The 14,323-nt window shown below is 73.2% G+C and carries 12 protein-coding genes; 5 read left to right on the top strand and 7 right to left on the bottom strand.

The genetic code is table 11. The features are described from left to right. Nucleotides 1–23: 23 nt before the first annotated feature. Nucleotides 24–674, bottom strand: a complete 651-nt coding sequence (locus tag ABD331_RS34865) for a nucleotidyltransferase domain-containing protein (RefSeq protein WP_344484415.1) — start codon at nucleotides 672–674, stop codon at nucleotides 24–26. Between the two features lie 45 nt (nucleotides 675–719). Here ABD331_RS34865 and ABD331_RS34860 point away from each other — a divergent pair, with 45 nt between their 5' ends. Both ABD331_RS34860 and ABD331_RS34855 read left to right on the top strand, forming a co-directional pair. Then, nucleotides 720–2,585 carry a propionyl-CoA synthetase gene (locus tag ABD331_RS34860; RefSeq protein ID WP_344484412.1) on the top strand — a complete coding sequence of 622 codons (1,866 nt, stop codon included), beginning with the start codon at nucleotides 720–722 and terminating at the stop codon, nucleotides 2,583–2,585. 95 nt (nucleotides 2,586–2,680) lie between these two features. Next, complete coding sequence (locus ABD331_RS34855) at nucleotides 2,681–5,509, top strand: NACHT domain-containing protein (RefSeq protein WP_344484409.1); 2,829 nt, start codon at nucleotides 2,681–2,683, stop codon at nucleotides 5,507–5,509. A gap of 3 nt (nucleotides 5,510–5,512) precedes the next feature. Here the strand turns inward: ABD331_RS34855 and ABD331_RS34850 are convergent, their stop codons facing one another. The 6 genes from ABD331_RS34850 to ABD331_RS34825 form a co-directional block, all read right to left on the bottom strand. Next, entirely contained in the window at nucleotides 5,513–6,700 is a 1,188-nt protein-coding gene (locus ABD331_RS34850) for a sensor histidine kinase (protein ID WP_344484566.1), read from the bottom strand. A gap of 8 nt (nucleotides 6,701–6,708) precedes the next feature. Beyond that, nucleotides 6,709–7,365, bottom strand: coding sequence for a response regulator transcription factor (locus ABD331_RS34845; protein WP_344484406.1), 657 nt, complete (start codon nucleotides 7,363–7,365; stop codon nucleotides 6,709–6,711). Between the two features lie 192 nt (nucleotides 7,366–7,557). Further along, nucleotides 7,558–8,151 carry a response regulator gene (locus ABD331_RS34840; RefSeq protein ID WP_344484563.1) on the bottom strand — a complete coding sequence of 198 codons (594 nt, stop codon included), beginning with the start codon at nucleotides 8,149–8,151 and terminating at the stop codon, nucleotides 7,558–7,560. Nucleotides 8,152–8,177: 26 nt separating this feature from the next. After that, the gene (locus ABD331_RS34835; RefSeq protein WP_344484403.1) at nucleotides 8,178–9,500 is read right to left on the bottom strand and encodes a histidine kinase; all 1,323 of its coding nucleotides are present in this window, start codon (nucleotides 9,498–9,500) and stop codon (nucleotides 8,178–8,180) included. A gap of 74 nt (nucleotides 9,501–9,574) precedes the next feature. Beyond that, the gene (locus tag ABD331_RS34830) at nucleotides 9,575–10,294 is read right to left on the bottom strand and encodes an ABC transporter permease (protein WP_344484400.1); all 720 of its coding nucleotides are present in this window, start codon (nucleotides 10,292–10,294) and stop codon (nucleotides 9,575–9,577) included. Then, nucleotides 10,294–11,184, bottom strand: a complete 891-nt coding sequence (locus tag ABD331_RS34825; protein WP_344484397.1) for an ABC transporter ATP-binding protein — start codon at nucleotides 11,182–11,184, stop codon at nucleotides 10,294–10,296. Before ABD331_RS34825 ends, ABD331_RS34830 begins: the two co-directional genes overlap by 1 nt. Before the next feature lie 469 nt (nucleotides 11,185–11,653). Between ABD331_RS34825 and ABD331_RS34820 the strand changes: the two genes are divergently transcribed. The 3 genes from ABD331_RS34820 to ABD331_RS34810 are packed head-to-tail and all read left to right on the top strand — an operon-like array spanning nucleotide 11,654 to nucleotide 14,293. Beyond that, nucleotides 11,654–12,445 (top strand): hypothetical protein, encoded by a 792-nt coding sequence (locus tag ABD331_RS34820; protein ID WP_344484394.1) that lies wholly within the window; start codon nucleotides 11,654–11,656, stop codon nucleotides 12,443–12,445. A gap of 33 nt (nucleotides 12,446–12,478) precedes the next feature. Continuing rightward, complete coding sequence (locus ABD331_RS34815; protein ID WP_344484391.1) at nucleotides 12,479–13,387, top strand: hypothetical protein; 909 nt, start codon at nucleotides 12,479–12,481, stop codon at nucleotides 13,385–13,387. Nucleotides 13,388–13,408: 21 nt separating this feature from the next. Beyond that, nucleotides 13,409–14,293: a hypothetical protein gene (locus ABD331_RS34810; protein ID WP_344484388.1), complete on the top strand. Its 885-nt coding sequence runs from the start codon at nucleotides 13,409–13,411 to the stop codon at nucleotides 14,291–14,293. Nucleotides 14,294–14,323: the final 30 nt, after the last annotated feature.

The following is a 14,323-nucleotide window of genomic DNA, read 5'->3' as shown; positions in this document are numbered from 1 at the left end:
CTGTAGCGACACCCTGCGCGCCGTCACGCGGGTGCGGCAAGGTTCTCCTTCCGCACCCGCACCAGGAACTCCTCCACCCGCCCCCGATCCGGCTCCGGCGGCAGGGCGCCAGGCTCGGCGGCCAGTTCGGCGGACAGGGCGGCCCGCCAGGCGAGCAGCGCGTCCCACGGCACCTCGCCCCGCCGGACCGCCAGCAGCCGCTCCCTGTGGGCGGCCATCCCGACGAGCGGCTCGCCGTGCCGGACCAGGTGCAGCCCGCTGATCAGCAGCCGGATCATGTGCATGGCCTGCTTCCAGTTGGGCTGCTCCGGGTCGAGCCGCCGCAGTTGCGCCTCGGCGTACCCGGCGAAGGAGCGTCGCGCCCGTACGGACAGGAAGGCCTCGCGCAGGTCGCGCAAGCGCTGACCCGTGGGGGTGACGACCTCGACGAGAGGGGTCCACAGGCATTCCAGGATGGTGGGGTTCGCGTCGAGGGCCAGGCCGCAGAAGCGCTCCACCTCCCAGGAGAATTGTTCGGGCAGGGGCCCGTCCCGGTGTGTGGGTGGCTTGTCGAGGCGCCAGAAGGCCGAGGTCGGCGCCACGAACACGCCGCGCCGGTCGGTGTCGGACGCGTCGGTGTCCAGTTCGTACGCCCTCGACCCCACCACCACGGAAAGGATCACGTCATCGCTCACCCGGATATCTTGCGTCATGGGGCCGCGGGCTGTTCTGATCGACGGGTGAGCGCTTTCGACGAGGTCTACCGGCGCAGCATCGACCAGCCCGAGCGGTTCTGGGGGGAGGCGGCCCGCGGGATCGACTGGGACGTGCCGCCCGCGACCGTGTACGGCGAGGGCCGCTGGTTCCCCGACGGACGGCTCAACACCTGCCACAACGCCCTCGACCGGCATGTCGAGCGGGGCCGCGGCGAGCAGGCGGCGCTGATCTACGACAGCCCGGTGACCGGCACGGTCCGCGTGTACACCTATGCCGAGCTGCTGGACGAGGTGGCCAGGGCGGCGGGCATGCTGCGGGGCCTCGGGGTGGCGGCGGGCGACACCGTGGTGATCTACATGCCGATGGTGCCGGAGGCGGTGGTCGCGATGCTGGCCTGTGCCCGGCTCGGGGCGGTGCACTCGGTGGTGTTCGGCGGGTTCGCGGCCAGGGAGCTGGCGGTGCGGATCGACCACGCCAGGCCGAAGGTGGTGCTGTCGGCGTCGTGCGGGATCGAGCCGGCGCGGGTGGTGGCGTACAAGCCGCTGCTCGACGACGCGCTGGAGCAGGCGGAGCACCGCCCGGAGCGGTGCGTGATCCTGCAGCGCCCCCAGTGCGTGGCGGAGCTGCGCGAGGGACGGGACCTCGACTGGGCGCGGGCGGTGGCGGGCGCGCAGAGCGCGCCGTGCGTGAGCGTGGCCGCGACCGACCCGCTGTACATCCTCTACACCTCGGGCACGACCGGCACGCCGAAGGGGGTCGTGCGCGACAACGGCGGCCACGCGGTGGCGCTGCACTGGAGCATGGCGCACGTGTACGGCGCCGCCCCCGGCGAGGTCTACTGGGCCGCCTCCGACGTGGGCTGGGTGGTGGGCCACTCCTACATCGTGTACGCGCCGCTGCTGGCGGGCTGCACGACGGTCCTGTACGAGGGCAAGCCGGTCGGCACCCCCGACCCGGGCGCGTTCTGGCGGGTGGTGTCCACGCACGACGTGCGGACGCTGTTCACGGCGCCGACCGCGATCCGCGCCATCAAAAAAGAGGACCCTTCCGGCAATTTCGCGAAAAAGTGGGACCTGTCGGGGCTGCGGTACCTGTTCCTCGCGGGTGAGCGGCTCGACCCCGACACCTACCACTGGGCGGGCGACCTGCTCGGCATCCCCGTCATCGACCACTGGTGGCAGACCGAGACCGGCTGGCCGATCGCCGCCAACTGCGTCGGCATCGAGCCGCTGCCCATCAAGCCCGGCTCCCCGACCAGGCCGGTCCCGGGCTGGGACGTGCACGTCCTCGACGGCGAGGGCAACGACTGCCCGCCGGGCGCCGAGGGGTCGGTCACCGTGAAGCTGCCGCTGCCGCCCGGCGCGCTGCCCACCCTCTACCGCGACGAGGCCCGCTTCCACCGCTCCTACCTGGAGCGCTACCCCGGCCACTACCTGACGGGCGACGGCGGCCACCTCGACGCCGACGGCTACCTCTACGTCATGGGCCGCATCGACGACGTCATCAACGTGGCCGGGCACCGCCTGTCCACCGGCGCCATGGAGGAGGTCATCGCCGCCCACCCCGACGTCGCCGAATGCGCGGTGATCGGCGTGGCCGACGAGCTGAAGGGCCAGCTCCCGATGGGGTTCGTGGTGCTGAAGGCGGGCGCGGAGCGCGACCCGGAGGAGGTCGAGCGGGAGCTGACGGCGCTGGTGCGCGAGCGCATCGGCCCGGTGGCCGCGTTCCGCCGCGCCGTCGTGGTGTCCCGGCTGCCGAAGACCCGCTCGGGCAAGATCCTGCGCGCCACGATGCGCAACATCGCCGACGGCGACCCGTACGACATCCCCTCCACCATCGAGGACCCTGGCGCGCTGCCGGAGATAGCACAGGCCGTGAAAGGAACGTGACGCGCGGGTGACGTCTCGGTCGTCCTGGCGAACAAGCCTGCGCCGAACGGGGCGTTCATCGCATGATGGGACATCCCAGTCCCAGGGAGAAGGCCATGATCGACACCCCGAGCTACGCCGACGCCCTGCGGATTCTCGGCTGCAAGGACGGCAGGCTCGTCAAGGTGATCGGGCTCGCCTCCGAGGCCGAGCGCACCGGCTGGGCGCTGGCGGGCGGCACCCGGCTCACCACGAGCCTGCGCGACCTGCGCGACGGCATCGTCTCCTACGGCGAGGACGTCGTGCGCCGGATGCCCGAGCTGAAGAGCGGCGTGAACCGCTTCACCCGCACCCAGCGGCTGGCCGCCGCGCACGCCGCGATCGTCGTGGCGGCCTGGTTCGAGGCGCTCGGCGAGGCGAAGCTGCCGTTCACGCTGGACCAGCTCGACCGCGGCGACCGCATCTCCCACGGCGTGCCGACGGCAGAACGCCACGCCAGGCTGGTGGCGGGCCTGCTGCTGGAGCGGCTGCCCACCCCCGAGCCGCACGTGCCGTACGCCGAGACCCGCGCCGACGTGGAACGTGCCTACCTGCGCATGTCCGAGGCCATGACCGGGTACGTCGGCGGCCTGTCCGTCTGGGACGAACTGGCCGTGGAGGACCAGCTCGCGCTGCCCCGCCTGCTGTCGGAGGGGCCGACCGCGCACGCGCTGCGCATCTACGACGAGGACTATCGGTCGCTGGCGCTCGACAGCCACGAGTTCGGGGTGCGCAGCCTGGTCACCGAACGGCCGCAGCCTGCCACGGCGCTGTCGCGGGTGGCGTGGCTGCTCGCCGAGCTGGCCCCGCCCCGGGTCGGCGACCGCCCGATGATCCACCAGGTCAGGATGGCCGCCAACGCCCTCGACCAGCCGCTCCTGCTGGCCGGCAAGCTGCCCGAGGACGTCTACCTGCCGCTGCTCGGCGAGGGCTACCTCAGCCCGCGCTGCCGGGTGGCGGAGCTGAGCCGCGAGTCCTCGCCCGCCGAGCGGAGCTGGTGGGACAGGCAGCGGCTGCTGCCCGACGCGGAGGCGTTCCTGGTCGGCCACCTCACCTCGCTGCGCGCCACGCAGACGCCGCTGCTCGTGCTGGGCGAACCGGGCTCGGGCAAGACCAAGCTGACCGAGGTGCTGGGGGCCCGCCTGGCCAGGTCGGAGTTCCTGCCGTTCCGGGTGGAGCTGCGCGCCGTGCGGGCCCTGGCGGACCTGGACGGGCAGATCGAGCAGGCCGTCGGCGAGGTGCTGGGGCAGGAGGTGCCCTACGCCGACCTGGTGGCGGCGGGCGACGGCGCGATGCCGGTCATCCTGCTGGACGGCTTCGACGAGCTGGTGCAGGGCGGCCTCAGCCGCTACGACTACCTGGAGCGGGTGCGCGAGTTCCAGGCCAGGGAGGCGGCGCTCGGGCGGCCCGTCGCGGTGATCGTGACCAGCCGCACGGTGGTGGCCGACCGCGTCCGCTTCCCCGACGGGCTGCTGGCGCTGCAGCTCCTGCCGTTCGACGACGACCAGGTGCGCCAGTGGCTCGACATCTGGGACCAGGCCAACCGCGGCCTGCTCGCCAGGCGCGACCTCAAGCCGTTACCCGCGCAGGCGGCGCTGGTGCACGGCGAGATGGCCAGGCAGCCGCTGCTCCTGCTGCTGCTCGCGCTCTACGACGCCGGCGGCAACGCGCTGCAGCACGACCACGGCCCGCTGCGCAGGTCCCGCCTGTACGAGGTGCTGCTGCGCGACTACACAGAACGCGAGACGGGCGGCGCCCGCCGGGTCGTCATCGACCAGGAGCTGGTGCTGCTCGGCGCGGTGGCGCTGTCCATGCTGGCCCGCGGCAGCCAGGTCATCACCGACGAGCAGCTCGACCGCGACCTGCCCGCCCTGTGCCACGGCGGCGAGGACGACCAGGACGACGAGGAGGAACGCGTCGACTGGGCGCGCAAGGCCACCGAGCGCTTCTTCTTCGTGCGCAGGAAGGGGCACGCGTTCCTGCACTCCACGTTCGGCGAGTTCCTGGTGGCCTGGCTGACCCTGTACGCGCTGCGCGACCTCGACCGGCGCCGCCGCCTGGCGGGCGACGAGCCGCTCGCCGTCGTCCAGGCGGTCGACGACGACCTGCTGTACGCGGTCACGTCCCACTCGTGCCTGGCCGAGCGCGGCCCCACCGTCGGCTTCATCGTGGAGCTGCTGGAGGAGGTGCCCGCGGCGGTGCGGGCGCGCTGCGCCGAACTGCTGGCGGGCCTGCTGCGGCGGGCCCTTCACGAGCGGACGCGCCGCCACTTCACCGGCTTCCGCCCCGTCCGGCACACGGTCACCCGCCGCCTGGCCGCCTACTCGGCCAACCTCACCCTGCTCATCGTCGCCGTCTCGGACGAGCCCGTCGCGGTGTCGTCCATCCTGCCGGGGCCCGGCCACCTGGAGCGCTGGTCGGCGCTCACCCACCTGTGGAAGGGCCAGCTCGGCGCGGAAGGCTGGGCCGGGCTGGTCACCGCGCTGTCCGCGCACCGCGTGGTGGTGGACGGCGAGGAGGACGTCGTGCTCGGCGGCACGGAGCCCAGCGGGATGGGCGACGTCGTCGTCGCGGTCGCCACCGGGCACGCGCCCCGCCACCGCAGGCTGCTCGACCTGCTGCTGCGGGCGCTGGGGGAGGGGCAGGCGCTGCCGTTCCGCGACCGTGTCGGCATCCTGGACGAGCTGCTGCGCACCGTCGCCGTCCGCTCGCCCGCGATGCACCAGGCGCTCGGCGCGATGTGGCACGAGGAGGGCGCCGACAGGGCCGCGATCAAGCCGCTGCTGCGGGCGATGCTCGCCGACCCGGCCGACCGGATGGCGACGTGGGAGCAGCTCGTCAAGTCCGGCGTCCCCGAGAGCGCGCTGTGGGAGATCCACCAGGACGTCCTGCACCCGGACGGCTGATCATCACATCGCGGCGGGGTCGGCGGGCAGCTCCACCGTGATCGTCAGCCCGCCCTCCTCGCGCGGCCTGGCCAGCACCGTCCCGCCGTGCGCCTCCGCGATCACCCGCACGATCGACAGCCCGAGCCCGCTGCCCCGGTCCGACCGCAGCCGGTCGCCGTGCAGCCGCCGGAACGGCTCGAAGATCGTCTCTATCTCGTACGGCGGCACCTGCAGCCCGGTGTTGGCCACCACCAGCTCCACCCGGTCGGCCCGCCCGCGCGTCGTCACCCACACCTCGCCCTTGGGATGGTTGTGCCGGATCGCGTTCTCCACCAGGTTCTGCACCAGCCGCTCCACCAGCACCGCCTCCCCGGCCGTCGGCGCGGAGTCCAGCAGCCGGTGGATGCTCACCTCCCGCTCGGCCGCCTCGGCCGCCGCCTGGTCGAGGACGTGCTCGGCCACGTCCGTCAGGTCGAACGGCCGCCGGTCCAGCACCGCCTGCTCGCCCTCCGCCAGCGCCAGCAGGCCGTCGATGAGGCGTTCGTGGCGGGCGTTGACCAGCAGCAGCGACTCGCCGAGCCGCTTGACGTCGTCGGTGGCGTCGGGGCGGCGGACGGCCACGTCCACCAGCGTGCGGTTGATCGTCAGAGGGGTGCGCAGCTCGTGGGCGGCGTTGGCGACGAACCTGCGCTGCCCGTCGAACGAGCGGGCCAGCCGGGTGTGCATCGTGTCGAAGGTGTCGGCCAGCTCCTTGATCTCGTCGTGCGGCCCCTCGAACCCGATCCGCTGCTTGAGGTTCTGCCCCAGCAGGACCCGCTGCGGGTCCTGGCCCAGCAGGACTCGCTGCGCCGTCTCGTTGACCGACCGCAGCGGGCGCACCACCCATCCGGCCGAGCGCCAGCCCAGCCCGAAGGCGAGCCCGGCGCCGCCCAGCACGCCGACGGCGCCCCAGAGGCGCACATTGCGGAGCGTGTCGGCCTGGTAGACGGCGCGGACCTGGTCGGCCCGCTTCCTGGCGACCTCGTACTGCTGCGAGAAGCGCTCGAACCAGCCGGGGCCGTACTGCGCCGGCACCTCCACCTGGATGTGCGCCGGCGTGAGCAGGCCGTTGCGATACTCCAGGCTCTGCCGCACCACGAAGTAGACCACGGCCACCACGACGACGCCGACCAGCACGAACACGCCGGCGCAGGACAGCGCGAAACGCATGCGCACGCTCATGGGATGCGATACCCCGATCCCGGCACGGTCTCGATGACCTGCGGCTCGCCGAGCTTCTTGCGCAGCTTCATCATCGTCGTGCGCACCGTGTTCGTGAACGGGTCGATGTGCTCGTCCCACACCTTCTCCAGCAGCGTCTCCGCCGACACCACCGCCCCGCGCGCCCGCAGCAGCTCGGCCAGCACGCCGAACTCCTTGCGGGCCAGCGGCACGTACCGGCCGTCGCGGAACACCTGCCGGTGCGCCCAGTCCAGCCGCACCCCCGCCCGCTCCAGCATCGGCGGGTCCGCCCTGCGCGCCCGCCGCCCGAGCGCGTGCACCCGCGCCACCAGCTCCTCGAACGCGAACGGCTTGGGCAGGTAGTCGTCCGCTCCCAGCGACAGCCCCGCCACCCTGGCCCGCACGTCGGAGGCCGCCGTCAGCATCAGCACCCGCACCAGCCAGCCCTGCTCCACCACCGTCCTGCACACCTCGTCGCCGTGCGTGCCCGGCAGGTCCCTGTCGAGGATCAGCACGTCGTAGTCGTGCACCCCGAGCCGCTCCAGCGCCGCCTCGCCGTCGTAGGCGACGTCCACGGCCAGCGCCTCCCCGCGCAGCCCCTCGGCGATCGAGTCGGCGAGCATGCGCTCGTCCTCGGCGATCAGTACACGCACCCGCGCCCCCAAAGATCTTCAAATGCCGTTCAGTGTGGAGGGCCCGGCATAACGCGGGCATAACCACCACTTCCCTGGCAGGCTAGCGGGGTTTCCGATCAGACCCGGCCGCGCGCTCCGCGGGTTTTCGACCAGAGCCGGCCGCGCTCCGCGGGTTTCCGACCAGAGCGGGCCGCGCTTCCCCGCCGCGCGTCAGAGCCAGCCGCGCTCCTCAGCCACCCGGACGGCCTCCGCGCGGTTGCGCGCGCCCGTCTTGCCGATCGCCGACGACAGGTAGTTGCGGACGGTGCCCTCCGTCAGGAACAGCCGCCTGGCGATCGCCGCGACGGTCGGCTCGCCCGACGCCACCCGCAGCACCTCCGCCTCCCGCTGGGTGAGCGGGCTCGGGCCGGTGGTCAGCGCCGTCACGGCCAGCCTGGGATCGATGACCCGCTCGCCCGCCATCACCTTCCGGACGGCCGCGGCCAGCTCGGCGGCCGGCGCGTCCTTGACCACGAACCCGGCCACGCCCGCGTCCAGCGCCCTGCTGAGGTAGCCGGGCCTGCCGAACGTGGTCACGATGATCACGCGGCGGTCGCGGAGCCGTTCGGCCACCTCCAGGCCGGACAGGCCGGGCATCTCGATGTCGAGCAGGATCACGTCCGGGTCGTGCTCGTACGTCGCCGCCCGCACCTCGTCGCCCCGGCCGACCTCGGCCACCACCTCGATGTCGTCCTCCAGGCCGAGCAGCGCGGCCAGGCCGCCCCTGACGAGGTCCTGGTCGTCGGCGATCAGCACCCGGATCACGGCGCCGGTGCTCGCGCGGTCGCGGGTCACGGCGCCTCCACGGGGATCTGCGCGTAGAGGCGGTAGCCGCCCCCGGGCAGGGCGCCGACCTCCAGACGCCCGCCGGCGGCACCGATCCGCTCCGCCAGCCCCGTCAGCCCGTTACCCGCCCGCGCCCCCACCAGCCACTCATCCGGCCGCTCGTCCGGCGCGTCGCTCGCCCGCGCCCTCGTCGGCCGCTCGTCCGGCCGCGCCCTCGTCGGCTCCTCGTCCGGCGCGTCGCTCGCTCGCGCCCCCGCTGGCCCGTCATCCGGCGCGTCGCTCGGCCGCGTCCCCGCTGGCCCCGCGTCCGGCGCGTCGCCCGTCCGCGCCCCTCGCTCACGGGATGCGTCCGGCTCGCCGTCGTCACGGACCTCCACCGCCGCCATCCTCCCGTCCACCCCCAGGCGGATGTCGCACCGCCGGGCCCGGCTGTGGCGCAGCACGTTCGTGGCCGCCTCCCGTACGACCCAGGCGAGCTGCGCCTCGGCGCCGGCCGGGATGGGCCCGTCGGCGGGGGAGACCGTCACCTCGATCCCCGCCACCCCCAGGTTGCGGGTCGCGTTCTCCAGCTCCTGCGACAACGACGGCGCGCGATACCCGGCGATGGCGTGCCGAACCTCGTCCAGCGCCCGCCGCGCGGCCCTCTCCACCTCGGTCATCTCCCTGGCGGCCCGCCCGGCGTCGGACGCGGCCAGCCGCGCGGCGAGCTGGCTCCTGATCGTGATGGAGGTGAGCGTGTGCCCCAGGGTGTCATGCAGGTCCCTGGCGAAGCGCAGCCGCTCGTTCTCCACGGCCAGCCGCGCCACCTCGCCCCGCGCCTCGTTCAGGCGGGCGATGAGCAGCCCCATGCTCTTCATCGCCCCTCCTGCCATCGCCTGCACCGCGATGACCAGCGGCACCCACCACACCTGCGACGGCGGCACGCCGTCGGCCAGCAGCGCCGCCACCACCACGACCGCCGTCACGGCCGCCGACGCGGCGAAGGCGCGGGTGCCCATCGACGCGCCCAGCGCGCTGACCGCGAACACGAACGAGGTGTACGCCCACGGCGCCCCGAACAGCGGCAGCAGCGCCACCCCCGACCCGATCAGCCCCGCCAGCGCCCACGGCAGCGGCGTGCCCGCCGACGGGCTCAGCATCCGCCACATGATCATCAGCCAGCAGGCCGCGAACAGCGCCACCAGCCCCAGCGCCGCCGCCACCGCCGGCGGTTCGGGGGCGGCGGCGAAGAACGTCCAGAGCGGCCAGGAGATCAGCAGCAGCCAGGCGGCGGAGCCCACCCGGGCCGCCGTCCGGCCCCTGCCGACGTCGGGCTGCGAGAGCGTCATACTGCCCGACGCTAACGCCACAGGGCCGACGCGTGTCAGAGTGCCTGGCGGTAACGCCACAGGCTCGGCTCGCGTCATAGCGCCCGGCGGTAACGCCACAGGGCCAGCGCGGCGAAGAGCGCGGTCCACGCCGCCAGCACGGCCAGCGACGTGCCCGACGGCGCCAGCCCGTCCAGCGCCCGCCAGCCCAGCGAGCCCGCCGCGTAGGCCGGGCTGAGCTCGGCCACCGCGCGCATGCCCGCCGGCATGGCCTCCACGGGCAGCCACAGCCCGCCCAGGATGGTCAGCAGGAAGTAGACGATCATCATGGCCAGGTTCGCGGCCTGCCCCTGGATCGCGTACCCGAAGGCCGTGCCGAGCGCCGCGAACGGCAGCACGCCCGCCCAGATCAGCACGACCAGCAGCGGCCACGTCCCGAGCGGCAGCCGAACCCCCGACAGCAGCGCCCCGCCGGCCAGCACCACGACGATGCTCGGCAGCACCATGATCGCGCCGCTGACCAGCTTGGCCGTCACGTAGCCGTGCGCGGGCAGCGGCGTGATCGCGAGCTGCGCCAGCCAGCCCTTCGAGCGCTCCAGCGCGATGGCGCCCCCGATGAACAGCGCCGACCCCATCGCGCCGTACGTGGCCATCGACACCATCGCGTACGCCGCGAAGTCGTCCACCCCCGGCGGCGTGACGCTGAGCACCCGTGTGAACACCAGGTAGATGCCGAGCGGGAAGAACGTCGTCATGACCAGCCCCATCGGGTTGCGCAGCCCGCGCGTCAGCTCCAGCCGCAGGTACGACCCCATCAGTCCCGCCCTCCCGTCAGGCTCACGAACGCGCTCTCCAGGTCCGCGCTCTCCACCCGTACGTCCCTGACGTCGCCGAACATCGCGAACAGCGCCCGCAAGGTCGCGTCCGAGTCCTTCGTCCGCAGCGACACCGACCGGCCCTCCACGCTCACCCGCAGCACCCCCGGCAGGATCTCCAGGTCCGACAGGTCCGCGTCGTGCAGCGTGCACCGCACCTCGTTCCCGCCGACCAGCGACTTCACGGTGGCCACCGAGCCGTCCGCGACCACCCTGCCGCCTGCCAGCAGCACGACCCGGTCGGCGTAGTCGTCGGCCTCCGCCAGGTAGTGGGTGGCGAAGACGGCGGTACGGCCCTGCCCGGTCCGCGCCCGCAGCTCCTTCCACAGGGCGCGGCGGCCTTCCACGTCCAGGCCGACCGTAGGCTCGTCCAGCACCAGCAGGTCCGGATCGCCCACCACGCACAGCGCGAACCGCACCCGCTGCCGCTGCCCGCCCGACAGCCGCCCCACCCGCTGCCCGGCCAGCTCCTCGACGCCCGCCGCCCGCATCGCCCGCTCCGGCGTCAGCGGCGCGGGATACATCCCGGCGACCGCCGCCACCAGCTCGCCCACCCGCACGTCCTCCAGCAGCCCGGACTCCTGCAGCAGCACCCCGATCCGGCCCGCCCGCAACGCCTCCAGCGGCCTGCGTCCCAGCACCCTCGCGGTGCCCGAGCCGGGGGTGCGCAGGCCGAGCGCGATGGACAGCAACGTGCTCTTGCCCGCCCCGTTGGGGCCCAGCAGGGCCACCGTCTCGCCCTCGCCGACGTCCAGATCGACGTCCGCGAGCGCGGTCACCGGGCCGTAGTCCTTCGTCACGGCCCTCAACTCCAGTGCGCTTCCCGTCATGCGCCCAGCCTGGGTCAACGGGGCGGCGCGGGTGTAGTGCCGTACGTCAGCCGGGCCCGTATGACGGATGTCATGGGTACGGCGGCGGGCTCGCCGGGACGGCGCGGGTCATTACCGCCGCGGCTACGATCATGTTCTGTGTGTTCGCGGCGTTCGGCGCCTCCGACGATCGCGCGCTGCGCGTCATGGGGCCGTCGCGGTGCTGGTGGATGCCATTGTGGTGCGCCTGGTTCCGGTGCCGGTCGCCATGGAAGTGATCGGTGAGGGAAACCGGTGGTTTCCTGTCCTGACCTTTCGGAGGCTGACACCGAGGCGGAATCGTACGTAATATCCAGACATCACGAGCGTTGGGGGCGCCAGGGTGCCAGGACAGAACGTGGGTGTGGTAGTAGATCCGCAAGTGCCGCGCGAGGTGGCCGGTCTGTTACGCGCCAACGCCCCCTTACTGTCCAGGGTGAAAGCCGGTTGGGTGCCCCCCGCCGTGACCCCGGCGCGCCGCCGCAGCCCCTCCAGCGCGCTGCTGCTGGCCGCCACCCCCGTGGTGATCGCGCTCATGGCCGTCCTGCTGGCCTCGCAGGCCTCGGCGGCCGGGTTCGTGCTGCTCGGCACGTACGTCTTCATCGTCCTGGTGAAGATCGCCTCCATGAGCGAGACCCCCGAGGAGGAGCGCCCGCAGGAGCGCGGCGTGTACGAGCAGGCCCGCTGGTACGACGGCCGCTTCCTGCTCCCCGAGGACTTCGACCACGACGCCAGGCTCGTCCTGTCCAGGGCGCAACGCGCCATCGGCTCGGTGCTGCGCTCGCACGTCAACGCCGAGGGCCTGCTGGACGACGCCCGCAACGCGGTGATGCTGCCCGCGCAGGAGTGGGAGATCGCCCGCCTGCTGGCCAAGCTGTCGGCGCTGCGGCTGGAGCACAGGGAACTGCTGGCCAGAGGCATCGCGCCGGAGGTGGCGGCGGTGATCGAGCCGCTCGAACGGGCCCTGGTCAACAGCGAGGCCGCCGTGGTCGCGCGGGTCGAGGCGCTGGAACGTTACGCCGGGCACGTCGCCGAGGCCGAGCGCGCCTACCACGCCCGAGGCCAGATCGAGGAGCTGCGCGCCCGCCTGCCCCGCTACGAGGAGCTGCTGGCGGAGGCGGGCGCCGACCGGCTCGGCGTGGCGGAGATCGAACGGCTGGCGCAGGACGCCGACCTCCTGGAGCGCACCTTACGCCGCAGCGTCGAGTCCGCCCACGAGGCGTTCCGCCACCTGGAGAGCTGACACTCCGACAGAAAGTCACAGAGGATCGATAACGTGCCAGGACGTCAGGCGAAGGTGATAGTCGATCCGGCGGTGCCCGACGACGTCGCGGCCCTCCTGAAGGACCACCGCAAGCTGCTCATGCGCATGGAGTCGGGCTGGGTCCCGCCGCGCGGGAGGCGTTTCCCCGTGGCGGCCGCGGGAGCCAGGCTGGCCGCCGCCGCGACGGCTCTGGCGGCGGCGGTGTACGGGCTGGCGCTGTTCGTGGACGAGCGCTACACGCCCTTCGTGGTGATCATGACAGGTTCGGCGCTGCTGATGGTCAGCGTCCTGCTGCGGCCCCGGCCGGACGCCGAGGTGGAGCGGCGGCGCGCCAAGGAGCGCGAGGTGTACGAGGCCGCCCGCCGCCACGAGGGCCGCTACGTGCTGCGCGAGCGGCTCGACGACCCCGCCAGGACGCTCATGTCCCGCGCCCAGGCCGCCATCGAGCAGGTCGTCGACTCCAGCGTGAACGCCGAGGGCCTGCTGGACGACGTGCGCAACGGCGTGATGCTGCCCGCCCAGGAGTGGGAGATCGCCCGCCTGCTGGCCAAGCTGTCGCAGCTGCGGGCCGAGCACCAGGACGTCGTCGCCGAGGGCGTCACCCCCGAGGTGGCCGCCGTGGCCGAGCCGCTCGCCCACGCCCTCGACAGCAGCCAGGAGGCGGTGCTGGCCCGCGTCGAGGCCCTCGAACGGTACGCGGGCCACGTGGCCGACGCCGAGCGCGCCTACCGCGCCAGGAACCAGATCCAGCGCCTCAGCGCCAAGCTGCCCCGCTACGAGGAGCTGCTCGCGGAGTCGGGCGCGGACGGCTCCGCGGTGCCCGAGCTGGGCAGGTTGTCCGACGACGCCGACCGGCTCGAGCAGGCGCTGCGCGACAGCGTCAGCTCAGCTCACGAGGCTTTTCGTCACTTGAATAGCTGATTTCCCTTAGGATCCGGATTCGTGGCGGATGTGGTAGTAGACCCCGAGGTACCACCGGACGACGCCCAGCTCCTCAGGGACAGCCGTCAGGTTCTGATCAAGATGCGCCACGGCTGGACGCCCCAGCCGCGACCGTCCGTCTCCAGCGCGCACCGCCGCATGATGATGGCGTTCGCCGGGGCGGCCTTCTTCGGGCTCCTGATGGGCTTCGGCTCGCCGGCCCGCGGTCTCGGGCTGCTGATGATGGTGCTGTTCGGCATCCCGCTGGTGATCGTGCTGTTCGTCCGCAACGACGTGCCCGAGGACGACGAGGACGCCTACGAGCGCGAGGTCTACGACCAGCTCCGCTGGTACGAGGGCCGCTACGTGCTCACCGACGACCTCGACGAGTCCTCGGCCAGGCTCCTGGCCCGCGCCCAGCGCGCCATCGCCGCCGTGACCGGCTCCCGCGTCAACGCCGAGGGCCTGCTGGACGACGTGCGCAACGGCGTGATGCTGCCCGCGCAGGAGTGGGAGATCGCCCGGCTGCTGGCCAAGCTGTCCGCGTTGCGCGCCAAGCACAGGGAGACGGTCTCGCAGGGGCTCACCCCCGAGGTGGAGGCCGTCGCCCGGCCGCTGGCGCGGGCGCTGGACAACAGCGAGGAGGCCGTGCTGGGGCGCGTCGAGGCGCTCGAACGGTACGCGGCCAACGTGGCCGACGCCGAGCGGGCGTACGTGGCGCACCACCAGATCGAGGAGCTGCGCGGCCGGATGCACCAGTACGAGGAACTGGTGGCCGAGACGGGGGCCGACGGGTTCGTCGTACCGGAGCTGGAGCGCCTGGCCGCCGACGCCGACCGGCTGGAGCAGGCGCTGCGGCGCAGCGTGACCTCGGCGCAGGAGGCCTTCCGCCACCTGGAGCCGTGAAGGCCCAGAAGAGGGTCCAGAAGGCCTTCC

Source organism: Nonomuraea monospora (assembly GCF_039531895.1).
In the GTDB taxonomy this organism is placed as follows: Bacteria; Actinomycetota; Actinomycetes; order Streptosporangiales; family Streptosporangiaceae; genus Nonomuraea; species Nonomuraea monospora.
The sequence above is the reverse complement of the archived record's forward strand: the minus strand, read 5'-3'. Positions and strand labels throughout refer to the sequence as shown.

Bases quoted from the DNA above. Each gene is read 5' to 3' on its own strand.
- ABD331_RS34850 (WP_344484566.1), bottom strand. From the start codon at position 6,700: ATGCGTTTCGCGCTGTCCTGCGCCGGCGTGTTCGTGCTGGTCGGCGTC.
- ABD331_RS34830 (WP_344484400.1), bottom strand. From the start codon at position 10,294: ATGGGGTCGTACCTGCGGCTGGAGCTGACGCGCGGGCTGCGCAACCCG.
- ABD331_RS34825 (WP_344484397.1), bottom strand. From the start codon at position 11,184: ATGACGGGAAGCGCACTGGAGTTGAGGGCCGTGACGAAGGACTACGGC.
- ABD331_RS34855 (WP_344484409.1), top strand. From the start codon at position 2,681: ATGATCGACACCCCGAGCTACGCCGACGCCCTGCGGATTCTCGGCTGC.
- ABD331_RS34835 (WP_344484403.1), bottom strand. From the start codon at position 9,500: ATGACGCTCTCGCAGCCCGACGTCGGCAGGGGCCGGACGGCGGCCCGG.